This is a genomic window from Streptomyces spinoverrucosus (assembly GCF_015712165.1).
Lineage (GTDB): Bacteria > Actinomycetota > Actinomycetes > Streptomycetales > Streptomycetaceae > Streptomyces > Streptomyces spinoverrucosus_A.
This window is the reverse complement of the sequence record NZ_JADPZX010000002.1, coordinates 241,831-264,879: the sequence shown is the minus strand read 5'-3', so window position 1 is coordinate 264,879 and position 23,049 is coordinate 241,831. Positions and strand designations below refer to the sequence as shown.

At 72.8% G+C, this 23,049-nt stretch carries 22 protein-coding genes and 1 pseudogene; 10 read left to right on the top strand and 13 right to left on the bottom strand.

Annotation, left to right across the window (positions count from 1 at the left end):
• Positions 1-182 precede the first annotated feature (182 nt).
• Entirely contained in the window at positions 183-1,439 is a 1,257-nt protein-coding gene (locus I2W78_RS36500; protein ID WP_196465028.1) for a phosphodiester glycosidase family protein, read from the top strand.
• A 47-nt stretch (positions 1,440-1,486) separates the two neighbouring features.
• Here the strand turns inward: I2W78_RS36500 and I2W78_RS36495 are convergent, their stop codons facing one another.
• Together I2W78_RS36495 and I2W78_RS36490 are read right to left on the bottom strand one after the other, a co-directional pair.
• The gene (locus tag I2W78_RS36495) at positions 1,487-3,319 is read right to left on the bottom strand and encodes a glycoside hydrolase family 15 protein (RefSeq protein ID WP_196465027.1); all 1,833 of its coding nucleotides are present in this window, start codon (positions 3,317-3,319) and stop codon (positions 1,487-1,489) included.
• Between the two features lie 118 nt (positions 3,320-3,437).
• Positions 3,438-4,217, bottom strand: coding sequence for a DeoR/GlpR family DNA-binding transcription regulator (locus I2W78_RS36490; RefSeq protein ID WP_196465216.1), 780 nt, complete (start codon positions 4,215-4,217; stop codon positions 3,438-3,440).
• Between the two features lie 128 nt (positions 4,218-4,345).
• Between I2W78_RS36490 and I2W78_RS36485 the strand changes: the two genes are divergently transcribed.
• Positions 4,346-5,221: an SIS domain-containing protein gene (locus tag I2W78_RS36485; protein ID WP_196465026.1), complete on the top strand. Its 876-nt coding sequence runs from the start codon at positions 4,346-4,348 to the stop codon at positions 5,219-5,221.
• A 262-nt stretch (positions 5,222-5,483) separates the two neighbouring features.
• Positions 5,484-6,347, top strand: a complete 864-nt coding sequence (locus tag I2W78_RS36480) for a class II fructose-bisphosphate aldolase (RefSeq protein ID WP_196465025.1) — start codon at positions 5,484-5,486, stop codon at positions 6,345-6,347.
• On the opposite strand, the gene I2W78_RS36475 is transcribed toward I2W78_RS36480, so the two are convergent.
• On the bottom strand, positions 6,337-7,470 hold the full coding sequence (locus I2W78_RS36475) for a methyltransferase (RefSeq protein WP_196465215.1): 1,134 nt from the start codon (positions 7,468-7,470) through the stop codon (positions 6,337-6,339). The two genes, I2W78_RS36480 and I2W78_RS36475, sit on opposite strands and share 11 nt — an antisense overlap.
• Positions 7,471-7,537: 67 nt before the next feature.
• On the opposite strand from I2W78_RS36475, the gene I2W78_RS36470 reads away from it, so the two are divergent.
• Both I2W78_RS36470 and I2W78_RS36465 read left to right on the top strand, forming a co-directional pair.
• A complete protein-coding gene (locus I2W78_RS36470; RefSeq protein WP_196465024.1) occupies positions 7,538-8,188 on the top strand; it encodes an alpha-ketoglutarate-dependent dioxygenase AlkB family protein in 651 nt (216 codons plus the stop codon).
• Between the two features lie 139 nt (positions 8,189-8,327).
• Positions 8,328-9,571 (top strand): annotated as a pseudogene (locus I2W78_RS36465) (ROK family protein).
• Between the two features lie 51 nt (positions 9,572-9,622).
• Here the strand turns inward: I2W78_RS36465 and I2W78_RS36460 are convergent.
• The 6 genes from I2W78_RS36460 to I2W78_RS36435 all read right to left on the bottom strand — a co-directional run bounded on the left by I2W78_RS36460 (position 9,623) and on the right by I2W78_RS36435 (position 14,653).
• Positions 9,623-10,387 (bottom strand): SDR family NAD(P)-dependent oxidoreductase, encoded by a 765-nt coding sequence (locus I2W78_RS36460; protein WP_196465023.1) that lies wholly within the window; start codon positions 10,385-10,387, stop codon positions 9,623-9,625.
• A 31-nt stretch (positions 10,388-10,418) separates the two neighbouring features.
• On the bottom strand, positions 10,419-11,849 hold the full coding sequence (locus tag I2W78_RS36455; RefSeq protein ID WP_269066981.1) for an MFS transporter: 1,431 nt from the start codon (positions 11,847-11,849) through the stop codon (positions 10,419-10,421).
• A gap of 77 nt (positions 11,850-11,926) precedes the next feature.
• A complete protein-coding gene (locus I2W78_RS36450; RefSeq protein WP_196465021.1) occupies positions 11,927-12,511 on the bottom strand; it encodes a TetR/AcrR family transcriptional regulator in 585 nt (194 codons plus the stop codon).
• Between the two features lie 75 nt (positions 12,512-12,586).
• Positions 12,587-13,495, bottom strand: a complete 909-nt coding sequence (locus I2W78_RS36445) for a phosphotriesterase family protein (protein ID WP_196465020.1) — start codon at positions 13,493-13,495, stop codon at positions 12,587-12,589.
• Positions 13,492-14,076 (bottom strand): DUF4865 family protein, encoded by a 585-nt coding sequence (locus I2W78_RS36440; RefSeq protein WP_196465019.1) that lies wholly within the window; start codon positions 14,074-14,076, stop codon positions 13,492-13,494. Before I2W78_RS36440 ends, I2W78_RS36445 begins: the two co-directional genes overlap by 4 nt.
• Before the next feature lie 4 nt (positions 14,077-14,080).
• Positions 14,081-14,653 carry a TetR/AcrR family transcriptional regulator gene (locus tag I2W78_RS36435; protein WP_196465018.1) on the bottom strand — a complete coding sequence of 191 codons (573 nt, stop codon included), beginning with the start codon at positions 14,651-14,653 and terminating at the stop codon, positions 14,081-14,083.
• A gap of 195 nt (positions 14,654-14,848) precedes the next feature.
• Between I2W78_RS36435 and I2W78_RS36430 the strand changes: the two genes are divergently transcribed.
• From I2W78_RS36430 to I2W78_RS36420, 3 genes are read left to right on the top strand one after another with little or no spacing between them, the layout of a single operon-like run.
• Positions 14,849-15,142, top strand: a complete 294-nt coding sequence (locus tag I2W78_RS36430) for an SHOCT domain-containing protein (protein ID WP_196465017.1) — start codon at positions 14,849-14,851, stop codon at positions 15,140-15,142.
• Positions 15,139-15,891: an ABC transporter ATP-binding protein gene (locus I2W78_RS36425; protein WP_196465016.1), complete on the top strand. Its 753-nt coding sequence runs from the start codon at positions 15,139-15,141 to the stop codon at positions 15,889-15,891. Before I2W78_RS36430 ends, I2W78_RS36425 begins: the two co-directional genes overlap by 4 nt.
• Positions 15,888-18,449 (top strand): ABC transporter permease, encoded by a 2,562-nt coding sequence (locus tag I2W78_RS36420; RefSeq protein ID WP_196465015.1) that lies wholly within the window; start codon positions 15,888-15,890, stop codon positions 18,447-18,449. Before I2W78_RS36425 ends, I2W78_RS36420 begins: the two co-directional genes overlap by 4 nt.
• 40 nt (positions 18,450-18,489) lie before the next feature.
• Here I2W78_RS36420 and I2W78_RS36415 read toward each other — a convergent pair whose 3' ends face one another.
• Positions 18,490-19,014, bottom strand: coding sequence for an ATP-binding protein (locus I2W78_RS36415; protein ID WP_196465014.1), 525 nt, complete (start codon positions 19,012-19,014; stop codon positions 18,490-18,492).
• Positions 19,015-19,295: 281 nt separating this feature from the next.
• On the opposite strand from I2W78_RS36415, the gene I2W78_RS36410 reads away from it, so the two are divergent.
• Positions 19,296-19,586, top strand: a complete 291-nt coding sequence (locus tag I2W78_RS36410; protein WP_196465013.1) for a hypothetical protein — start codon at positions 19,296-19,298, stop codon at positions 19,584-19,586.
• Here the strand turns inward: I2W78_RS36410 and I2W78_RS36405 are convergent.
• Entirely contained in the window at positions 19,546-19,869 is a 324-nt protein-coding gene (locus I2W78_RS36405) for a hypothetical protein (RefSeq protein ID WP_196465012.1), read from the bottom strand. The two genes, I2W78_RS36410 and I2W78_RS36405, sit on opposite strands and share 41 nt — an antisense overlap.
• Positions 19,870-20,241: 372 nt before the next feature.
• On the opposite strand from I2W78_RS36405, the gene I2W78_RS36400 reads away from it, so the two are divergent.
• Entirely contained in the window at positions 20,242-21,366 is a 1,125-nt protein-coding gene (locus tag I2W78_RS36400) for a PLP-dependent cysteine synthase family protein (protein WP_196465011.1), read from the top strand.
• Positions 21,367-21,522: 156 nt separating this feature from the next.
• Here I2W78_RS36400 and I2W78_RS36395 read toward each other — a convergent pair whose 3' ends face one another.
• Positions 21,523-21,987 carry an SRPBCC family protein gene (locus tag I2W78_RS36395; protein WP_196465010.1) on the bottom strand — a complete coding sequence of 155 codons (465 nt, stop codon included), beginning with the start codon at positions 21,985-21,987 and terminating at the stop codon, positions 21,523-21,525.
• Positions 21,988-22,069: 82 nt separating this feature from the next.
• A complete protein-coding gene (locus I2W78_RS36390) occupies positions 22,070-22,900 on the bottom strand; it encodes a DeoR/GlpR family DNA-binding transcription regulator (RefSeq protein WP_196465009.1) in 831 nt (276 codons plus the stop codon).
• Positions 22,901-23,049: the final 149 nt, after the last annotated feature.

Sequence of the window (23,049 nt, the reverse complement as noted above, 5' to 3'; positions counted from 1 at the left end):
GTCGCCGTCAGCCGGGCACCCGGGCTGAGGCGGACATTTACCGGCAGGCAACACGCCGTACCCCATGCCTGTTACCTCAAGGGCAACTTGCCGGGCTTCGTGGGCTGTTGTTCAGCAGGTCGGCGCTGGAGGGTCAACTCGCGCAATGGTGGCCGTTGCCTACGGCTCGGAACCTCGCGAGCATGACAACGACCTCGTACAGAGCCGGACTGTCGCGTGCCGCCGCGGTCACCACCGCCGCCCTGGCCCTGCTGGCCGCCCCATCCGCTCAGGCCGCCGCCGACCCGGGCCTGCCCCTGGGCGACGCCGACCTGGTGGAGACCCGCACCAGCCAGACCCTGGCCGACGGCGTCACGCTCACCCGTATCGTCCGGGGCACCGAGCCCGCCCCGGCCGACCAGATCAACACCACGCCCCGCGGCCCCTGGGTGGTCAACGTCCTGACCATCGACCCGCGCAAGGCCCGCGGACACCTGGAGGCCAACTACGGCCCCGACCTCGCGCGCACCGAGAAGACCACCGACCTCGTCCGCGCCTCCGGCGCACTCGCGGGCGTCAACGGCTCCTTCTTCACCTTCACGGCCAGCCCTCAGTACCCGGGCGACCCGGTCGGGCTCGGCCTGTACGGCGGCAAGCTGCTCAGCGAGCCGACCAGTGACCCCGCCGAGGTCAACTTCGTCGTCGACTCCCGCAGCGACCGGGTCCTCATGGGCAAGCTGAGCTGGTCCGGCAGCGTGCAGAACCGCAAGACCGGGGCGAAGCTGCCGCTGGAGTTCCTCAACCACCCGCCGGTCGTCCCGGCCGGCTGCGCCACGCTCCCCGACCAGACCCAGTGCACCGAGCCCGGTGACGTCGTCCGTTTCACACCCGAGTTCGCCGCGTCCACCCCGTCCGGCGCCGGGGTCGAGGTGGTCCTCGACCGGCGCGGCTGCGTGGTCCGCACCTCGACGACCCGGGGCACCCAGCTGACCGCCGGCCAGACGTCCCTCCAGGCGACCGGCCGTGAGGCGGCCACCCTGCGGCAGGTGGCGGGGAAGGACTGCCTGCGGACGACCTCCGTCCTCGTCGACGAGAAGGGCGACCGGCTCCCGCTGCGCAACAGCCTCGCCGGCGTCAACGGCCGCTACCGTCTGACCGCCGACGGCCAGATCGTGGTACCGGACGGTTCGGGCAGCTTCTTCGCCCGCAACCCCCGCACCGTCGCCGGCACGACGAAGGACGGCCGGATCGTCCTCGCGACCATCGACGGCCGGATGACGAGCAGCGTCGGCACCACCATGGACGAGACCGCCGCCGTCGCCCACGCGCTGGGCCTGCACGACGCGGTCAACCTCGACGGTGGCGGCTCCACCACCATGTCCGTCCGGGGCGAGCTGGTGAACCGGCCGAGCGGCACGACCGAGCGGCCCGTCGGCGACGTGCTCGTCTACCGCGACTGATCCGGTCCCTCACCTCGTTGACCGGCCGGGCCGTTGCGCCCGGCCGGTCAGCCGAGGGCCCGGTCCAGGTTGAACGCGGCGCTGATCAAAGCCAGGTGGGTGAACGCCTGCGGGAAGTTGCCCTGTTGCTCGCCGGTGCGGCTGATCTCCTCGGCGTACAGGCCGAGATGGTTGGCGTAGGTGAGCATCTTCTCGAACGCCAGCCGCGCCTCGTCCACCCGCCCGGCGCGCACCATCGCCTCCACGTACCAGAACGAGCAGATCGAGAACGTCCCCTCGTCGCCGTGCATTCCGTCGGGGCTGGCCTTCGGGTCGTAGCGGTAGACCAGGGAGTCGGACACCAGCTCTTCGGTGAGGGCGTCCAGGGTGGACAGCCATTTGGGATCCGTGGGCGCGATGAACTTCGACAGCGGCATCATCAGCACCGCCGCGTCGAGCACCTCGTCGTCCTCGTGCTGGACGAACGCCTGCCGCCGCTCGGACCAGCCGCGGCTCATGATCCGCCGGTAGATCGTGTCGCGGACGCCCCGCCACCGGACCAGGTCGGCGGGCAGGCCACGCCGGTTGGCCATCCGGACGGCCCGCTCGATCGCCACCCAGCACATCAGCCGCGAGTACAGGAAGTTCTTGCGGCCGCCGCGGGTCTCCCAGATGCCCTCGTCCGGCTGGTCCCAGTGCTCGCACACCCAGTCGACCAGCGCGCACACGTCGTCCCACTGGGCGCTGGAGATCGGCTGCGCCCATTTGTCGTACAGGTAGATCGAGTCGATGAGCGCGCCGTAGATGTCGAGCTGGAGCTGCTCGGCGGCGCCGTTGCCGATCCGCACCGGCGCCGAGCCCTCATACCCCTCCAGATGGGTGAGTTCACGCTCCGGCAGGTCGGTGCGGCCGTCGATGCCGTACATGATCTGCAGCGGGCCCGACGGCTTGCCGTCGCCCGGGCTGATGTGCCGGGTCAGGAAGTTCATGAACTCGGTGGCCTCGCCGGTGAAGCCCAGCCGCAGCAGCGCGTACACGCAGAACGCGGCGTCGCGCACCCACACGTACCGGTAGTCCCAGTTGCGTTCGCCGCCGAACTGCTCGGGCAGACTCGTGGTCGGCGCGGCCACGATCGCGCCGGTGGGCGCGTAGGTGAGCAGCTTCAGGGTCAGCGCGGATCGGTGCACCATCTCCCGCCAGCGGCCCCGGTACTTGGAGGCGGACAGCCAGCGCCGCCAGTACGCCACCGTCGCCGCGAACTCGTACTCCGCCTCCATGTGCGGGCAGCAGCGCGGCGCCACGTCGCCGCCGACCTGGTCCAGCGCGAACACCGCCGACTCGCCCTCGGCGAGCTTGAAGTCGGCGCGCGCGTCGAGGTCGTCGATCTCCAGGGGGACCGTGGCGGTGAGTCCCAGCGACAGCTTGGGGGTCTCGAAGACGGCCACGTCGTGGGCCATGCGCACGGTGTGCGGCTGGGCGCCGTAGTCGAACCGGGGCGCCACTCGTGCGCGGAACGGGATGGAACCGCGGACGCACAGCACCCGCCGGATCAGCCGGTGCCGTTCGGCCTCGATCGACTCGCCGCTGATCGGCATGAAGTCCTGCACCTCGCCGACGCCGTCCTCGGTGAAGAAGCGGGTGATCAGGACGTTGGTGTCGGGGAAGTAGAACTGCTTCGTCCGCCCGGGCACGGTCGCCGCCAGCTCGAAGCAGCCGCCGCGCTCGGCGTCCAGGATCGAGGCGAAGACGCTCGGCGCGTCGAACGCCCCGCAGCAGTACCAGTCGATCGTGCCATCGGTGCCCACCAGGGCAACGCTGCGCAGATCGCCGATCAGCCCGTGCTCGGCGATCGGCAGATACCGGGAACGCCCGGATGCCTCGCCGTTCGGTGTTCCGACCATCGCCGCCTCCCAGACCGGCCTACAGCGCGGTTCCAGCTTAGGCGGGATCGAACGGGTGGGCGGGGTGAACGGGGGAGTCCGGGTGCATCGTGCGCGGCGCGGCGCGGGCGGCGCCGATTCATACGGTGAGGACGGCTACCCCCGCCTCCTCGAACCGCCGCACCGTCTCCTCCTCCACCGCCGTGTCCGTGACCAGCGTGTCCACCAGCTCGGTGCCGCAGATCCGGGCGAAGGCACGCCGGCCCAGCTTGCTGGAGTCGGCCGCGACGACCACCCGCTCGGCGCGCTCGCACAGCAGCCGGTTGATCGCGGCCTCCGCCTCGTCGTGCGCCGTCGCCCCGTCCACGACGTCGAGGGCGACGACCCCGAGCACCGCCACGTCCAGTGTGATCTGGCTCAGCACACCGTCCGCGAGCGGCCCGATCAGTTCGTACGACTGTGCCCGCGCGACACCGCCCGTGACGACGATCTTGAACTGGGGGCGCACGGCCAGCTCGTTGGCGATGTTCAGCGCGTTGGTGACGACGGTCAGCGCGGGCGAGCCGGAGGCGAGGTCGCCGCGCACGGCCAGGGCCCGCGCCACCTCGGTGGTGGTCGTGCCGCCGGTCAGCCCGACCGCCTCGCCGGGCGTGATGAGGCCGGCGACCGCCTGGGCGATGCGCTGTTTCTCCGAGGCGCGGCGGGCCGTCTTGTAGCGCAGGGGCAGCTCGTACGACACCCCGTGCACGACCGCGCCGCCACGTGTGCGGACGAGCATCTGCTGCTCTGCGAGCCGGTCGAAGTCGCGGCGGATCGTCGCCGCCGACACGTCCAGCTCGGCGGCGGCCTCCTCGACGTCCAGCCTGCCGCGCTCGACGAGCAGTTCCAGCAGCGCCTTCCAGCGGGCGTCCCGCGACATCCGCACCTCCATCCGCGTTCCTCGAACACCGGTGACCTTAGCGCAGGCCTCTGTGGCTGAAATGCTTGATTGTGCTTGAAATCGGCCTGTATCTTGCAGGAACAAGCAAACGCAGGGAGGGGCACGGCATGACGCATGTCGAGGACGAGCTGCGCAGCCAGCCGGAGTGCTGGACCCGGGCCGCGGCACTCGCGCCGGAGCACCGTGGGGCGCTGCCGGCGCCGGGGGAGCGGGTGGCGATCGTCGGATGCGGCACCTCGTACTTCATGGCGCAGTCCGCCGCGGCCCTGCGCGAGGGTGCCGGGCAGGGCGAGACGGACGCCTTCGCCGCCTCCGAGTTCCCGTACGGCCGGACCTACGACCGCGTCCTCGCCCTGAGCCGCTCCGGTACCACCACCGAGGTGCTCGACCTGCTCCGGAAGGTGAACGGACGCACCCGCACCTCCGCGATCACCGCCGACCCGCACACGCCCGTCATGGACGCCGCCGACGACGTGGTCGTCCTCGACTTCGCCGACGAGCGGTCGGTCGTCCAGACCCGCTTCGCCACCACCGCGCTCACCCTGCTCCGCGCCCATCTCGGCCTGCACGCCGACGCCGTCGTCACGGACGCCCGCACCGCGCTGGACGCCGCGCTGCCCGAAGGGCTCGTGGACTGCGGCCAGTTCACCTTCCTCGGCACCGGCTGGACGGTGGGGCTCGCCCACGAGGCCGCCCTGAAGATGCGGGAGGCGGCCCAGGCCTGGACCGAGTCCTACCCGGCGATGGAGTACCGGCACGGCCCCGTCAGCATCACCACCCGGGGCACCGCGACCTGGATGCTCGGCACCGCACCGGACGGGCTCGCCGAGCAGGTCCGGGCCACCGGCGCACAGTGGGTGGCGGGCCCACTCGACCCGCTCGCCGACCTGATCCGCGCCCAGCGCCTGGCGGTCGCCGTGGCAACCGCCCACGACCTGGACCCCGACAGGCCCCGCCACCTCACCCGCTCGGTGATCCTCTGAACGGCGTCTTCCGTAACGAGAGGCGCGTCCTCGCCCCGCGTGGCGCGCTGTGCGTCTTCCGCAAGGAGAGGCCGTCCTCGGCCCGCGTGGCCCGCTGTGTGTCTCTCGCAAGGGGGAAGTCGCCCCCTGTCTGCGTGGCGCGCTGTGCGTCTTCCGCAAGGAGAGGCCGTCCTCGCCGCGCGTGGCCCGCTGTGTGTCTCTCGCAAGGGGGAAGTCGCCCCCTGTCTGCGTGACCCTCTCCGCACCCCCGAAAGGAGAAGCCGTGCCCCTAGTGACCACCGGTGAGCTCGTCACGCGTGCCGCCGAGGCCCGTTCCGCCGTCGCCGCGTTCAACATCATCACGCTGGAACACGTCGAGGCCGTCATCGCCGGCGCCGAGTCCGTGCGGAGCCCCGTCGTCCTCCAGGTCAGCGAGAACGCCGTCAAGTTCCGCTACGGCCGACTGCTCCCGCTCGCCCGCGCCGCCGTCGCCGCCGCCGAACGCGCCGCCGTACCCGTCGCGTTGCACCTCGACCACATCCGGAGCGACAGCCTGCTCCGGCAGGCGCCGGACGCCGGATTCAGCTCCGTCATGTACGACGCCGCACGCCTGCCCTACGCCGAGAACCGCGCCGCGACCCGTGCCGCCGCCGACTGGGCGCACGCCCAAGGGCTGTGGATCGAGGCCGAGTTGGGTCAGGTCGGCGGCAAGGACGGACAGCCGCCGCTGGACGCCCACGCACCCGGCGCCCGTACCGACCCCGCCCAGGCCCGGGCCTTCGTCGCGGACACGGCGGTGGACGCGCTGGCCGTCGCCATCGGCAGCAGCCACGCCATGACCACCCGCACGGCCACCCTCGACCACGCCCTCCTCAAACGCCTCTCCGGCACCCTGGACGTCCCCCTCGTCCTGCACGGCTCCTCCGGAGTCCCCGACGACGAACTCACGACGGCGGTCGCGGCCGGCATCACCAAGGTCAACGTCGGCACCGCCCTCAACATCGCCATGACCGGCGCGATCAGGGAGTTCCTCGCCGCCCACCCGGAGGCCGTCGACTCCCGCAAGTACCTCAGCGTGGGCCGCGAGGCGATGGTGCGGACGGTGGCTGGGATCCTGCGGACGCTCACAGCGCCGGCTACCGCTTGACGGCCTTCAGCACCACGAACTTCGGGTCGCTCGCCACGAGCTCGCTGTTGCCGAAAAGCCGCTTCAGCTTCACGTGGTACCCGAGATGCCGGTTGCCGATCACCCACAGCTCGCCGCCCGGCCGCAACGCCCGCCGCGCCCCCGAGAACATCCGCCACGCGGTCGCGTCGGTCGTCGCCTGGTGCGAGTGGAACGGCGGGTTGTTCAGGACCAGGTCGACACTGCCGGACGGCACCCCGGCCAGCCCGTCCCCGACCCGGAACTCGGCGTGCCCGGGCACCCCGTTCGCCTTGTACGTCGCTTCCGCCGAGGCCACGGCCTGGAACGACTCGTCCACGAACAGCACCTCGGCGGCCGGATCGGCCAGCGCCACCGCCGTACCGACGACACCGTTGCCGCACCCCAGGTCCGCCACCCGGCGCCCCCCGCCGGTCCGCGGCAGATGGGCGAGGAAGAAGCGCGTGCCGATGTCGAGCCGGTCGGCGCAGAAGACGCCCGCGTGGTTGACGACCGGACGTCCGGACACCTGCCCGATGCCCTCGGGCAGCGTGTAGCTGTACGGCCACGGGTTCGCGGGCCGCTCCAGCGCCGGATCCGGCGTGCAGAAGATCAGCCGGGCCTTCCTCACCGCGAGCGAGGTGCGGGTCGGGCCGAGGATCCGCTCGAACAGGTCCAGCGTCGAGGTGTGGATCTCCTTCACCATGCCGGTGCCGACGACGACCGTGCCCTCGTGCACGGCGGGCGCCAGCCGCAGCAGCTGGTCCTCCAGCAGCGCCAGGCTCTTCGGGACACGCACCAGGAGTACATCGATCCGCTCGGGCGGTGCGTCCCGCGTGGTGAGCAGCGACACGGTGCCGGGCTCGACGCCGCCCCGGGCGAGGTTGGCCCGGGTCGCTTCCTGGGCGAGGTACGAGTCGGTGATCTGCACCGGCGTGTGCCGCGCGAGCGCCGTGACCAGTGCGCCCCAGCGGTCCCCGAGCACCACGACCGTGCCGGACAGCGGGACCTCCTGCTCCGCGAGATGCCTGAGCAGATACTCGTCGGAGGCGTCCCACGCGCGCAGGCGATCACGCGGGTCCTCGGGAAAACGGGCCAGCGCGAGCTCGCCCCACGGCGTCGTCATACGGTCGTTCATCGCCGTCCAGGCTAGCCGAGCCGCAGCTCACGGCCGGTGCGGGAGGATGGAGGTCATGCACGGCGAGCTCTTCCCCAGGGAGCGTACGGAGATCGCGCCCGGCGCGGTGCACATGCCGGACTGGCTGGACGAGGCCGGTCAGCGAGAGCTGCTGCACGCCTGCCGCCAGTGGGCGCGGCCGCCCGCCGGTCTGCGCACGGTCCACACACCCGGCGGCGGCACCATGACAGCCCGGCAGGTCTGCCTGGGCCGGCACTGGTACCCGTACGCCTACGCCCGCACGGTCGTCGACGGCGACGGCACCCCGGTCAAGCCCTTCCCGGACTGGCTCGGCGAACTGGGCCGGCGTGCGGTGACCGACGCGCTCGGTGCCGAGGCGGCGGCCGGGGCCTCGTACGACATCGCACTGATCAATTTCTACGACGGCGACGCCCGCATGGGCATGCACCGCGACAGCGACGAGAAGTCGGACGCGCCGGTGGTGTCCCTGAGCCTCGGTGACACCTGCGTCTTCCGCTTCGGCAACACCGAGACCCGGTCGCGCCGGTACACGGACGTCGAACTGCGCAGCGGCGACCTGTTCGTGTTCGGGGGGCCGTCGCGGCTCGCCTACCACGGAGTGCCGCGCGTGCGCCCGGGGACGGCCCCGGACCGGCTGGGGCTGACCGGGCGGCTGAACGTCACCCTGCGGGTGAGCGGCTTGTGAGCAGGGAAATGTGCGGCTCCGCCGCGTGGCGCGATCGGCCACGACGGCGCCGCGGCCGATCGGCCGGACGGCTCGGCACTTCCCGCGGAGCGCTTCGGCGGCCTCCGCCGGACGAGCGGATCATGGGAGACTCGCCCTCATGAGCGGCAAGGCGGACCCCCGGGCGGCGGGGGAAGGGACCACCTCGAGAACGCGGTTGGACCGAGGGCGCGGAGCGCTCGGGCCCGCGTTGGAGCTCGTGCACACCGGACGCGCCCCGACCCGCGCCGTCCTCACCGCCGAACTCGGCGTCACCCGGGCCACGGCCGGCGCGGTCGCCGCCGAGCTGGAGGCGCTGGGTCTGATCCGGGTCGACGCCCGGCCGGGTGCCGCCGCCGGGTCCCAGGGCCGCCCCTCGCACCGGCTGAAACTCGCCGAGGACGGCCCGTGGCACTCGCCGCGCAGGTGCACGCCGACGGCTTCCGGGCCGCGCTGGTCGGCCTCGGCGGGCGGATCGTCGCCACCGCACCCGGCTGCGAGACCGTCGACGCCGACCCGGCGAAGGTCCTCGGGTCGGTGGTGGAAGCGGGCGCGGAGCTGCTGCGCGAGACCGGGCGGCGCTGCGTGGGCGCCGGGCTCGCCGTGCCGTCGGCGGTCGCCGAACCGGCGGGGCTGGCGCTGAACCCGCTGCACCTGGCGTGGCCGGCGGGCGCGCCCGTGCGGGAGATCTTCACCGAGTGCGTCCGCGCGGCCGGGATCACCGGCCCCGCGTTCGCGGCCAACGACGTCAACCTCGCCGCGCTCGCCGAGCACCGGCACGGCGCCGGGCGCGGCGCCCGCGACCTGCTGTGCGTGGCCACCGGGCACCGGGGCGTGGGCGGCGCGCTGGTGCTGGACGGCCGCCTGCACACGGGCAGTTCGGGCCTGGCGCTGGAGGTCGGCCACCTCACCGTCAACCCCGAGGGCCGCCCCTGCCACTGCGGCAGCCGCGGCTGCCTGGACGTCGAGGCCGACCCACTGGCCTTCCTCACCACGGCGGGCCGCGACCCCGGCCCCGAGGTGTCCCTGCTCCAGCAGGCCAACGACCTGATCCGGCAGGAGTACCACGACCCTGGCGTCCGCACGGCGGCCGAAGCGCTGATCGACCGCCTGGGCCTCGGACTCGCCGGCCTCGTGAACATCCTCAACCCGGACCGCATCATCCTCGGCGGCCTCCACCGCACCCTCCTCGACGCCGACCCCGAACGCCTCCGCGCGGTCGTCGCCGACCGCAGCCTGTGGGGCCAGAGCGGCGGCGTACCGATCCTCGCCTGCTCCCTGGACCACAACAGCCTGGTCGGCGCGGCCGAGTTGGCATGGCAGCCGGTGCTGGACGATCCGCTGGGGGCGCTGACGGCGGCCTGAGCCCCCCCGGCGTATTGATCACCGCGTCAACAACGCCCGTGATCAGTACACCTAGAGCGCCGCGCCGCCGTCGATCACCAGATCGGCCCCCACGACCGACGCGGCCGCGTCCGACGCCAGATACAGCACGGCCGCCGCCACCTCCCGAGTCGAGGAGATACGGCCGAGCGGCGACTCCTCCTTCATCCTTGCCGCCCGCTCGGCCTCGGTCTCCCCGGCCCGCAGCGACATGCTCGTGTCGGAGGCCCCCGGGCTGACCGCGTTGATCCGCACGCCGTCCGCGATGTACTCCAGCGCCGCCCCACGGGTCAGCGAGGTGACCGCCGCCTTGGTCGCCGAGTAGGCGGTCGTGCCCGGCACCTGCATGTGCCGACCCAGGTTCGACGAGACGTTCACGATCGCACCGCCGCCGGGCTGCGTACGCATCCGCCGGATCTCGGCCGACATGGCCAGGAACACGCCGGTGACATTGACGTCGAGCACCGTCCGCCAGTCCTCCTCGGACAGTTCGGCCAGCGGCCCGCCCCGGAAGACCCCGGCGTTGTTCACCGCGACATCGAGCGACCCGAACCGCTCCACGACCGCGTCGACGAGTGCCTCCACCGCATCGGCCCGCGTCACATCGGCGACCTCGGCGACCGCGGTCCCACCGGCCTCGCGCACGAGCGCCACGGTCTCGTCGAGCGCCGCGCGCCCGCGCCCGGCCACGACGACCCGGGCACCCTCGGCGGCGAACGCGAGGGCGACGGCCCGGCCGATTCCTGACCCGCCACCGGTGACGAGGACGGAACGCTCGGAGAAGTGGTTGCTGGACATGAGGGGGTTTCCTTTCAGGGGAAGGGAATTGTCAGGGCTTGGATGGATGGGTGTACGACAGTGGGGTCAGCGTCGGCCGGGCGGCCCGAGCCGCGATCGCGACCACCGCGAACAGGACCGCCGCGGCCGCCAGGCTCGCCCGGTCGCCGCCGACGGCGAGCAACACGGCGAAGACGACGGTCGGCCCGACCTCCATCGCCGTGTTGTGGACACCGCCGGCCAGTCCGGTACGCCCGGCGGGCACCCGGTCGGTGGCCAGTACGGCCGCCCCCGCGAAGGAGACGGCGGCCCCGGCCGGCAGCAGCACGAAACCGGGCAGGACTCCGGAGCCGTACGGAACACCGGCGTCGAACCCGGTCAGCGCGAGCAGTCCGAGCCCGGCCGCGCCGAGCGCCAGCCCGCCGCAGGTGACGGCACCCGGCCCGTACCGCCCCACGAGTCGCCCCGCCGCCCGGCCGGAGACCAGGAGCGCGGCGGCGAACGGCAGGAACGCGGCCGACGTCCGCAGCGCCGACCAGCCGCGCTCGTCCTGCAGATGCAGCGAGAACAGCACGAACACGGTGCTGGTTCCAGCGGCGGTGAGCGCGGTGGCCGCGAGCCCGAACACCCGCCGCCCGTCCCGCAGGAAGCCCGGCGGCAGCAGCGGGTCGCGCGCCCGGCGTTCGACGACGGCGAAGACGGCCAGCAGCACCGCACCGGCGGCCAGCGGGCCCAGCACCCGGGCCGAACCCCATGACCATGCGTCGGTGCGGACGAGCCCGTAACTGGCCGCAACCAGACCGGCCGTGGCCAGCACGGCTCCCGGGACATCGAGCGGGCCGCTCCGCCTCCGCCCGCGGTCGCCGGGCAGCCACCGCGGCGCCAGCCACAACGCCACCACGGCGACGACCGTCGGCACGGCCAGGGCCCAGCGCCACGACGACAGCGCGGAGACGACACCGGAGAGCACATTCCCCGCCGTGGCCCCCAGCACCGACAGGCCGCCCCAGGTCGCCATCACACGCCGGTACGCGGACGGCTCCGGGAAGAGCGTGCGCAGTACGGCCATGGCGGCCGGCGCGATCACGGCCGCGCCGGCGCCCTGCGCGAACCTCGCCGCGAGCAGCGTGCCGTAGCCGGGGGCGAGCGGCGCGGCGACGGAGGCGACGGCGAAGAGCAGCAGCCCGGCGATCAGGGTCCGCCGCCCGCCGTACCGGTCGGCGAGCCGTCCGCCGAACAGCAGCAGCCCGGCGAAGGTCAGCCCGTACGCGGCGCTGAGCAGCACCAGCTCGTCCCGGCCCAGGCCGAACCGATCGCCGATCTCCGGTAGCGGCACGGCTATCGCGGCCAGGGTGAAGATCAGCGTGACCTGGAGCGAGCCGAGCAGGGCGAAGGAACGTCGGGCGGGGCGCCGTGGCCGGACTGCCGCCGGGGGGTCGTCGAGCGCGGTCATGAGACCCTTCTTTCTCGACCGATCGGTCAATTATTCGGGCGCGCGTCGGGGTGGGCGTACCTCGTTGAGGTGTCGGCGCCGCCGGGCGGGGCGTGCCCGCCGGGCGATCACTCCAGCAGCGTCAACGCCTGCTCCGCCGCCTGCCGCACCCGCGCCGGGTCCGACGACGCCTTCCCGGTCACCCGCAGCCCCTGCATCAACACCAGCAGCATCCGGGCCAGCGCCCGCGGATTCCTGTCCTCGGGCAGCTCGCCCTGCGCCTGGGCGCGGACCAGCGCCGAGTGCAGCAGCGTCTCGGCGTGCTCCCAGCTCAGCTCCACCCGGCGGGCGGCCGTGGTGTCGTGCGGGGCCAGCTCGGCCGCCGTGTTGGTGACCAGGCAGCCGATCGTGCGCCGGCCCTCGTCGGCGGCCTCCTCGGCGAACCTGCGCACCACCGCGCGCACCGCCGGCAGCGCCGGGCCGGGCTGTGACAGCTCCCGCGTGAGCAGCGGATTCTGTGCCTCGCCGTAGCGGTCCAGGGCCTTCATGTACAGGTCCCGCTTGTTGCCATAGGTGGCGTAGATGCTGGCGCGTCCGATGCCGAGGCGCTCGACGAGATCCGCCATCGAGGTCGCCTCGTAGCCCCGCTCCCAGAACAGTTCGAGGGCCGACTGGAGCGCGGCGTCCGGATCGAATTCCTTGGTCCTGGCCATGACCCCGACCCTAGTCGATACAAGAACGATCGGTCAATATGGAACCCTGATCACTCACGCCTCAGACCCGCCGGTTCAGCGCCATTCCACGGCGAAGGCCCGCGCCGGATTCTCGGTGAGCATGCGCTCCACCACCTCCACCCCCACCACCAGTTCGAGCCTCGGCCGCACCCGTCGCAGCAGATACGGCATCCCGGGCCCGCCGCTCACCGAACGCGCCCCGGCGGTGGTGGTGTCGCCGCCGAGGAGGAGGCGGTTTGCGAACCCGGCCTCGGCCAGCGCCCGTATCGCGTTCGGCATGCGCCAGTCCGTGGCGTGATGGGCGCGGGACGGGCCGTCGAAGGCGAGATAGGCGCCCGCCTCGGCGGCCTGACGGTGCGCGACGAAGTCGGGGGAGCGGTTGAGGTGCCCGAGGACGACCCGGTGCGGCGGCACGCCCAACTCCTCGCACAGCAGGTCGAGTACGTCCAGCGCGCCTGTGCCCAGCTCCAGATGGACGGCGACGGACGCGCCGGTCGCGTGGTGGGCCTCGGCCGCGGCGGCCATGGTCCAGCGGGCATGCGCGTCGAGCGCGTGGAACCCGCCCGCGACCTTGACGAACCCCGCGCGGACGCCCGACGTGCCGATGCCCTGCGTCAGTTCGGTCACGAACACGTCCGCGAGCCGCCCGCGCAGCCGCTCCAGCGTCCCCTCGCCGTAGTGACCGGCCTGGTGCAGCCCCGTCGCGGCCACCACATGCACCCCGCTCTCCCGGGCGAGCGCGGGCAGATCGGCGGCCCGCCGCCCCATCCCGTACGGCGTCCACTGCACCACGCCGCCCCCGCCCTGTGCACGGAACACGGCCAGCTCGGCCCGCGCCGCCGCCGCGTCCCGGAGTTCCTGACCAGGGAGCAGGGGAGTGGAGAGGAACAGGTGATCGTGCGCGTCGCACACGCCGAGGTGCTCGGGGACGACATCCCCCAGCACCGTACGGACCGTGCTCACCACTGGCGCCCCCGCGGCAGCAACTCCCGCTCCGGCGCGGACAGATGCAGCACCTCGAACACCTCACCCTCCGCCTTGGGCGGGTGGTCCACCCGGAGCGAGAAGTGGACCAGCTCCCAGCGCGCGGTGTCCACGGCCGCCGCCGCGCACACCGCACCGTCCTCGGCGGCCAGCCGCCCCGCCTCGCGCACCGCGTCCCCGACGACGTCGGACAGCACCACGCCCTCCGGCACGGTCGTGCTCCTCCGCACGGCCACGCGCGCGTGCCCAGCGACGGCGCCGCCCTCCTCGTACGCCAGCCCCGTCCACTGCCGCACCACGGGCCGCCCGAAGTCGTCGCTCAGGCCCTGGAATCCGCCTCCCCAGAGGAAGGAGTTCATGCCCTCCATGGTGCGCCACAGGTAGAACGGCGCGTACTGGTTGACGGGCGATCCGTGCACCCCGCGCTCACGTATCAGATACGCCTTGAGACCCAGGCCCGCCCAGTCGTCCAGCAGGTGCCCGAGGCGGGCCACGCGCGCGCGGACGACGTCCATGTCGTAGTCGGCGGGCAGCGTCCGCTCGTACTGCATGGCGTGCATCGGATCAGTCCCCTCGGGTGGCGGCCGGGGCCAGCAGGGCCAGCAGCCCCCGTACCCCCGTGTCGAAGGCGGCCGGGGACCCGGACGCGCGGGCCAGGACGTAACCGCCCTGCACGGTCGCGACGATCGCCGCGGCGATCTCCTCGCCGTCCAGGTGGGGCGCGAACTGGCCCTGTTCCTGGCCCTCCTCGACCAGGCCGGCGAGCCGTTCGCGGAGCCAGTCGAACGTCTCGTCGACGGGTGCGCGCAGCTCGTCGCTCGCGATCACGTCCGGGTCCATGGTCAGCCGGCCGACCGGGCAGCCGCGCAGCACATCGCGCTCGCGCCGCAGATACGCCGCGATCCGCTCGTAGGGCGTGCCCGGCCCGCCGAGTACTCCCTCGGCGGTAGCCCGCATCTCCTCGGCGGTCCGCCGGATCGCGGCCAGGGCGAGATCGGGCTTGCCCTTGAAGTGGTGGTACATGCTGCCCTGTCCGGCGCCCGCACGCTCCAGGATCGCCTTGGGGCTCGTGCCCACATAACCGCGCTCCCACAGCAGCTCACGGGTGGACTCGATCAGTCGCTCCGAGGTACTCATGAGTCAACTGTACATACTAGTAGTTACAGTCTGCCAGGTCCTCTCTCGATACAGGCGGGAGCAGCCGCTACCGGCCCGCGTACTCCCCGCGAGGTACCCACACTGCCGCCGGCCGCACGACGACCCGGACCCCGCTGCGGCGCGAGTCTCGAGACATCGACGAACGACCACTGAGACGACTGGAGATGACTCGCGATGCAGACCCTCGCACACTGGGACGGCGGTGGCCCCGGCCCGTGGATCCTGCTCTTCCCGCTGATCTGGGCGGCCGTGATCTTCGGCGCCGTCACCGTCCTGCGCCGCACTGTCTGGCGCGGCCGCCGGGCGCCGTGGCGCGCCATGGACGACAGCCGCCCGTCCGGCGACTCGCCCATCGCCATCATCGGCCGCCGCTTCGCCTCCGGCGAGATCGACGAGGACGAGTACTGGCGCCGACTGTCCGTCCTCGACGAGCAGTTCGGCCGCACGGGCAAGGGCGGTGCGGTGTGACCGTCGTGACCACCGCGAGCCGTACCGCCGCGCGCGTGGAGGACGCCGTCAAGGTGTACGGCTCCGGGGACACGGCCGTGAGGGCCCTGGACGGGGTGAGCGTCGGCTTTCCGGCCGGTCGCTTCACCGCGATCATGGGGCCCTCGGGCTCCGGCAAGTCCACGCTGATGCACTGCGCGGCCGGCCTGGACACGCTCACCTCCGGGGCCGCCTATGTCGGCGACACCGACCTGGGCACCCTCGACGACCGCCGCCTGACCCTGCTGCGCCGGGACCGGATCGGCTTTGTGTTCCAGGCGTTCAACCTGGTGCCGACGCTGACCGTCGCCGAGAACATCACGCTGCCCCTCGACCTCGCCGGCGGCCGGGGCGACGCGGAGTGGATCGACGGCCTCGTCGACGTCGTCGGCCTGCGCGACCGGCTCCACCACCGGCCCGCCGAACTCTCCGGCGGTCAGCAGCAACGTGTCGCCGTCGCCCGCGCCTTCGCCGGCCGCCCCGACGTGGTGTTCGCCGACGAGCCGACCGGCAACCTCGACTCCCGCTCCGGCGAGGAGGTGCTGGGGCTGCTCGGCCGGGCCGTGCGCCAGATGGATCGCACGGTCGTCATGGTCACCCACGACCCGGTCGCCGCCGCCCACGCCGACGAGGTGGTGTTCCTGGCCGACGGGCGGCTGGTGGACCGTATGGAATCCCCGACCGCCGACAAGGTCCTGGACCGTCTCAAGGCCTTCGAGGTGCCGTCATGAACGCCTCCATGCGCCTGAGCGTGTCCTCGCTGCGCGCGCACAGGCGCCGCTTCGCAGGTACGTTCCTCGCCGTGTTCCTCGGCGTCGCCTTCCTCGCCGGGACGCTGGTGATGGGCGACACGCTGCGCGCGAGCTTCGCCTCCATGTTCGGCAGCGCGGCCGGCGGCACGGACGCCGTCGTCCGCAGCGCCGACGCCATCACCACACCCGGCGAGAGCCAGGGGGTGCGCCGGCCGGTCGACGCCGATCTGGCCGAGACCGTCGAGCGGGTGCCCGGCGTAGCGGCCGCCGAGCCCGGCATCGAGGGCGCCGGCCAGCTCCTCGGCGCGAACGGCGACCCCATCGGCGGCCAGGGCCCGCCCACTCTCGCCGGCAACTGGATCAGTGACCCGGAGCTCAACCCGTACGAACTCGCCGAAGGCCGCGCCCCGGAGAAGACCGGCGAGGTCGTCGTCAACCGGGGCACCGCCGAGCTCGGCGGTCTGAGGATCGGCGACACGACGACTCTGCGCACACCCGATCCGGTCGAGGTGAGGATCGTCGGCCTCGCGACCTTCGGCGGCGCGGACGGCATGGCCCAGGTGACGTTCACTGGCATGACCCGGGCGGACGCCGAGAAGTACCTCACCGCACGGCCGGGCGAGGCGGCGAGCATTCTGGTGCGGGCCGGTCCCGGGGTGGGGGAGCGGGAGCTGGTCGAGCGGCTGACTCCCGTACTGCCCAAGGGGGTCGAGGCCATCACCGGTCAGGAGTCGGCGCAGGAGAACACCGACATGATCTCCAGCCAGTTCCTGAGCATCTTCACCACCTTCCTCCTCGTGTTCTCCGGCGTCGCCCTGCTGGTCGCCACGTTCTCCATCCACAACACCTTCGCGATCGTCGTGGCCCAACGCACCCGCGAGAACGCCCTGTTGCGGGCCCTCGGTGCCTCCCGCCGCCAGGTCACCGCGTCGACCCTCGTCGAGGCGGGCGTGGTGGCGGTGACCGCGTCGGCCGCCGGGCTGGCCGGCGGCATCGGAATCGCCGCCGGGCTGCAGGCGCTGTTCCCGGCCATCGGATTCCCCTTCCCGGAGGGCGACCTGGTGATCAGCGGCCTGTCGATGCTGCTCCCGCCGGCCGTCGGCATCCTGGTCTGCCTGGGCTCCGCACTGCTGCCCGCCGTCCGCGCCGGCCGCACCGCACCCCTGGCCGCCCTGCGCGAGACGGCCGTCGACTCCTCCGGCGCCTCCCGCGTACGCGCCGTCACCGGCGCCGCGCTCGCCGCCCTCGCACTGGCCCTGACCCTCACCGGCGTCCTGATGTCCCCCTCGGTGTGGCTCGCGGGTGGCGGAGCCGTGCTGGCCCTGGTCTCCTTCGTGGTCCTCGGTCCGGTCGCCTCCTCCATCGCCGTACGCCTCCTCGGCGGTCCCCTCGACCGGCTGCGCGGCGTCACCGGTGGCCTCGCCCGGCGCAACGCCCTGCGCAGCCCGAAGCGGACGGCCGCCACGGCGAGCGCGCTGATGATCGGCGTGGCGGTCGTGTCGCTGTTCACGGTGTTCGGGGCGTCCCTGAAGGCGACGCTGGACCAGACCGTGTCGCGGTCTTTCGCGGGCGATGTCGCCCTCAGCACCCCGTCGTTCGGCGGGGGCGGCAGCGGGCTCAGCCCGGCGCTCGCGGAGGCGATCGGGCGCCTGCCCGAGGTGGACACGGCCGTCGGGCTCGGCAGCGGAGTCGCCGAGGTGGAGGGCCAGGGGCGTGCCCTGACCGTCACCGACCCGGTCGCCCTGGGGCGCGCCTTCGACCTCGGCCAGGTCCGGGGCCCCCTGCACGCGCTCGGCACCGACGGCATCGCGATCACCGAGAGCGAGGCCGACCGGCAGGGCGTCACGACGGGCGACCGGGTCCGACTGGCCTTCGCCGACGGCGAGAGCGAGACCTTCACCGTCCGTGCGGTGTACGGGCAGTCCGAGCTGGCGGGGGAGTACGTCATCACCCGCGCCGCCTGGGCCCCGCACCGCATCCAGGACTCCGACACCCTGGTCGCCGTCACCTTCGCGGACGGCGTGGGCGCGGACGCGGGCAAGGCCGCAGTGGAACGGGTCGCCGCGCGGTACGGCAACCCGGACGTGCAGACCCGCGACGAGTACGCGCAGTCCTCGGCCGGCGGGATCGACATGATGCTCACGCTCGTCTACGCCCTCCTCGCGCTCGCGGTGCTGATCGCGCTGCTCGGCATCGCCAACACCCTGACGCTGGCGATCCACGAACGCACCCGCGAACTGGGCCTGCTGCGGGCGGTCGGCCAGACCCGGCCCCAACTGCGGGCCATGGTCCGCTGGGAGTCCGTCCTGGTCGCCGCCTTCGGTACGGCGGGCGGGCTGGGCCTCGGTGCCTTCCTCGGCTGGGTCCTGGTGGCGGCCTCCGACGGCGCGAGCGACAGCGCTTTCGCCTTCGCCGTGCCGCCCCTGCAACTGGCGGTGGTGGCGCTGGTGGGCCTCGCTGCCGGAGCCCTCGCGGGGCTGCGGCCGGCCCGGCGCGCGGCCCGGCTGGACGTACTGCGGGCGATCGCCACGGAGTGACGCCGTTCAGCGAGTCCCCCGTGGTCCGCTCACCGCCCGGTCAGCCGACAACGGCCGACCGGGCGGGAGTGTGTTCGGGCGCGCGGCCGACGGGCTGGACCTCCGCGAACCGGCGCGCGGGCTCCGTGACTTCACGGCGGGCCGGGCGCGGCGGGGCCTTAACAGCGGGGGTCGTCGTGGGCAGGGTGAACCAGACGACCTTGCCGTTGTCGCCGTCCGGCCGTACGCCCCAGCTCTCGCTCATCGCCGCCACCATCGCGAGCCCACGCCCGCAGGTGTCCAGCGGGTCCGCGTCCTCCACGATGGGCAGGCGCGGGTCGTGGTCGCGCACCGAGACCATGAGGCGGTCGAGCAGCAGCTCGATCTCCACGGTGCACGTCTTGTCGGGCTGGGCATGCCGGTGGACGTTCGAGAGCAGCTCCGTCACACCGAGCGCCGCTCGGTCTATCAGGGGATCAAGATGCCAGTAGCGCAACTGCGCAGATACGATTCTGCGGACCTGGCCGATCCGCGACGGCAGGGCTTGGAGCTCCACCGTGCAGTGCCTGCTTGGGTGACTGATCACGGCTGCGACTCCCCGACGTGAGGTCCGGAAGAACACGGAGTTCGGATCCAGCAGCGCCTGCGTGAAACGGCCGCCTGCTGTCGTGGCCGGCGGGCTGGTTCGCAGCGTTATCGCCGGTAAACCCAGAGTGACGTGAGACCAGAGTGACGCAAGGGGTGTGGGGCCGCAACTCGCGGCGTTCGGGGCGCAGTGCGGCATGGGAGGTTCTCGGCCACTGCGGTGAGTCGCCGCCGGTCGCCTGCCGCCGTGGTCCGTCGCCGCCGGTCGTCGACCATCGTGGCGTGCGGCCGCGGGTCGCCGACCGGCGTGATCTGTGGCTGCCGGTCGCCGGTCGCCGTGGTCTGTGGCTGCCGGTCGCCGGTCGGCGTGGTCTGTGGCTGCCGGTCGTCGGCCGCCGTGGTCTGTGGCTGCCGGTCGCCGGTCGGCGTGGTCTGTGGCTGCCGGTCGCCGGTCGCCGTGGTCTGTGGCTGCCGGTCGTCGGCCGCCGTGGTCTGTGGCTGCCGGTCGTCGGCCCGGACCCTCCGTCGGCCCTCAGGTGCCACGGCCCGCTGCCCTGCGTACGGCCTCTATGAACCGGCGTGCCGCGGGTGGTCCCGGCTCGCCCGGGGCGGGGTCGTGCTCGCCCAGGGTCAACACGTACCGCTTGCCGTTGAGGTCGGCCAGCGCGCGGTCCCCGGAGGCGAACCACGGCTTCGACGCCCGCACCGCCTGCACCGGCGCGCTGTCGATCTCGCTGCCGTAGCTGGTCAGCAACTCCACCCGGCCGCCGCTGATCCGGACCTGCCCGGCCCGGGTCAGGGAGCGCAGTCCCTTCCCGATCCGCACGCCCAAGGCCGTGAACTCCGGCTCCGCCATGCCCTCCCGCCCCCTCGTCGCCCGCGGGTCCTGTTCGGGGTGTCCGTCCCACCCGGTGCAGTCTGCACGCCACCGAAGTCGCGCACCAGTGCGCACGTCACCCAGGCATAGGCCACCCGGTGCACTCACGCGAATGCGCCCCCGAGGTGGGCCCGGGGCGGGGTGCGTCACTGCCCCCGAGCGTTGTGATGTGCGGCGGTCCGCGGCAGGTCGGACGCGTCGGTCGAACCGTCCGTCCGACCCCCGCCCCCAGCGCATCTTTGGGTCGCCCAAAGATGCGTTTATGCAGGTGAGAAGCGTGCGCAAGCTGTTTATGATCGGTGTGTCGGCCGCGCGATCCGCCGTCGGCGTGCAGCCCTAAGGAGCCCCGCCGTGACCACTCCCCAGCAGACCCGGACCGGCGCCACCCTTGACGTCGACCGCACCGACGACGCCTACCGCGTCTGGCTCAAGGACGCCGTCCGCAAGGTGCAGGCGGACGCCAACCGCTCGGCCGACACGCACCTCCTCCGCTTCCCGTTGCCGGAACACTGGGGCATCGACCTCTACCTCAAGGACGAGTCGACGCACCCCACCGGCAGCCTCAAGCACCGCCTCGCCCGTTCGCTCTTCCTCTACGGCCTCTGCAACGGCTGGATCCGCCCGGGCCGCCCGGTGATCGAGGCGTCCAGCGGCTCGACGGCGGTCTCCGAGGCGTACTTCGCGAAGCTGATCGGCGTCCCCTTCATCGCGGTGATGCCGCGCACGACCAGCGCCGAGAAGTGCCGCCTGATCGAGTTCCACGGCGGCCGGTGCCACTTCGTGGACGACTCGCGCAGGATGTACGAGGAGTCCGCCCGCCTCGCGGCCGAGACCGGCGGACACTACATGGACCAGTTCACCTACGCGGAACGGGCCACGGACTGGCGCGGCAACAACAACATCGCCGAATCCATCTTCCGCCAACTGGAGTTGGAGCGGTTCCCGGAGCCCGCGTGGATCGTCGCCACGGCCGGCACCGGCGGCACCTCCGCGACCATCGCCCGCTACGTCCACTACATGCAGTACGACACACGCGTATGCGTCGCCGACCCGGAGAACTCCTGCTTCTTCGACGGCTGGACCACCGGCGATCCGGACGTCACCTGCGACTGCGGCTCCCGCATCGAGGGCATCGGCCGGCCCCGTATGGAACCGAGCTTCGTGCCCGGCGCGATCGACCGCATGATGAAGGTGCCGGACGCGGCGAGCGTCGCCGCGGTACGCGCCCTGGAGCGGGCGATCGGCCGCAAGGCGGGCGGCTCGACGGGCACCGGCCTGTGGAGCGCGCTGAAGATCGTCGCCGAGATGGTCGCCGAGGGACGTACCGGCAGCGTGGTCACCCTGCTGTGCGACCCCGGCGACCGCTACCTCGACAAGTACTACTCGGACGCCTGGCTGGCGGAGCAGGGCCTGGACATCGCCCCGTACACCGCGGCAATCGAGTCGCTGCTGGCCACGGGCGTCTGGCCGGACTGAAGCGCTGCGGCGCCCGGCCGTGCCGGTGGACGATCAGTCCGTGGTCGAGGCGCCCTGCCGGGCCGGCGGACGATCCCTGATCGGGGCGCTCGACCGGCCAGGCCGACGATCAGCCCGCGATCGAGTAGCCCGACGATCAGCCCGCGATCGAGGCGCCTACCGCGCCAGCCGCCGGTCCAGCGTCGTCACCGCGTCTCGGAACGCCCGCCCGAAGCCCGGCCGCGCCAGTTTCAGCACCGCGCGGAACACCGGCGTCCCGTCGGCCGCGAACGTCCACTGCACGCGCGTACCGCCACCGGCCGGCGTCAGCTGCCACTCCTCGACGAGGGCGCGGGCGCCCGGCGTGTTGGTCTCGTCGATGCGATACGCGTACGCCTCGGGCGCCTTCGCCACGAGGATCGTCTCCGCGAACCGCGTACCGCCCCGCAGCCGGACCTCCCGCCCGCCGTCGGTCGGCCGGGCCAGCGTCACCGCCGAGAACCACTCCGTCCAGCCGGACACGTCCTCGGCGAGCGCCCGGAAGACCGACTCCGGGGGAGCGGCGATCTCCCGTGCGAAGACCAGCCGTACCGGAGCGGACCGGACGAAGTCGATGTCCACCGGACGCAGACGGCGCGCCATACGAAACCCCCTGTGCGACGAGCAGGGACCGGGCCGTTCACCCTAGTTGGCGATCCGTCGGATGTCTGCGCCCGGGACGGGATCACAGCTCGTCGACGGCCTCGTCCTCGCCCGCCACGATCAGATGCCGCAGATGCTCCGCGATCTCCTCCCGCGCCTCGGCGGCCAGCCCGGCGTCGGTCACCAGCGTGTCGACCTGCTCCAGCGTCGCGAACGAACTCAGGCCGACCGTGCCCCACTTGGTGTGGTCGGCGACCACCACGACCCGCCGCGCGGACTGCACCAGCCGCCGGTTGGTCTCGGCCTCCGCGAGGTTCGGCGTCGACAGACCGGCCTCCGCCGATATCCCGTGCACGCCGAGGAACAGCACGTCGAAGTGGAGCGTGGCGATCGCCTGGTCGGCCACCGGACCCACCAGCGAGTCGGAGGGCGTGCGCACCCCGCCGGTCAGCACCACCGTGGCCGCGCCCTGCCGCTGGCCCGACGACCGCTGCGCCGAGTGGAAGACGTCCGCCACCCGCACCGAGTTCGTGACGACGGTGAGGTCGGGGACCTCCAGCAGATGATGCGCCAGCGCGTACGTGGTCGTTCCGCCCGACAGCGCGATCGCGGAACCCGGCGCCACCAGCTCCGCCGCGGCCTTCGCGATGTCCTCCTTGGCGCTCAGCTCCAGACCCGACTTGGCCTCGAAGCCCGGCTCGTGCGTGCTCGCCTCCAGCACCGGCACCGCACCGCCGTGCACCTTCTCCAGGACGCCCTGGCGGGCCAGCGCGTCCAGGTCCCGGCGGACGGTCATGTCCGACACGCCGAGCTTGCGGGTCAGCTCGTTGACCCGCACGCCGCCGCGCCGTCGCACCTCGTCCAGGATCAGGGCGCGCCGCTGCTCCGCGAGGAGGTTCTGATTCTCACTCACGTACGCTCCGGTCCTTTCGTCAAGCCGTCCGACCCGCCCTCGCACCTGCTCCGACTAGGACATTCTCCCGCCCCCGGTGCGTTGGCGTCCCATATTCGCACGGCTTGGCCCGAGTCGCGCCACCGGCTGCACGACGCGCACATGTCACC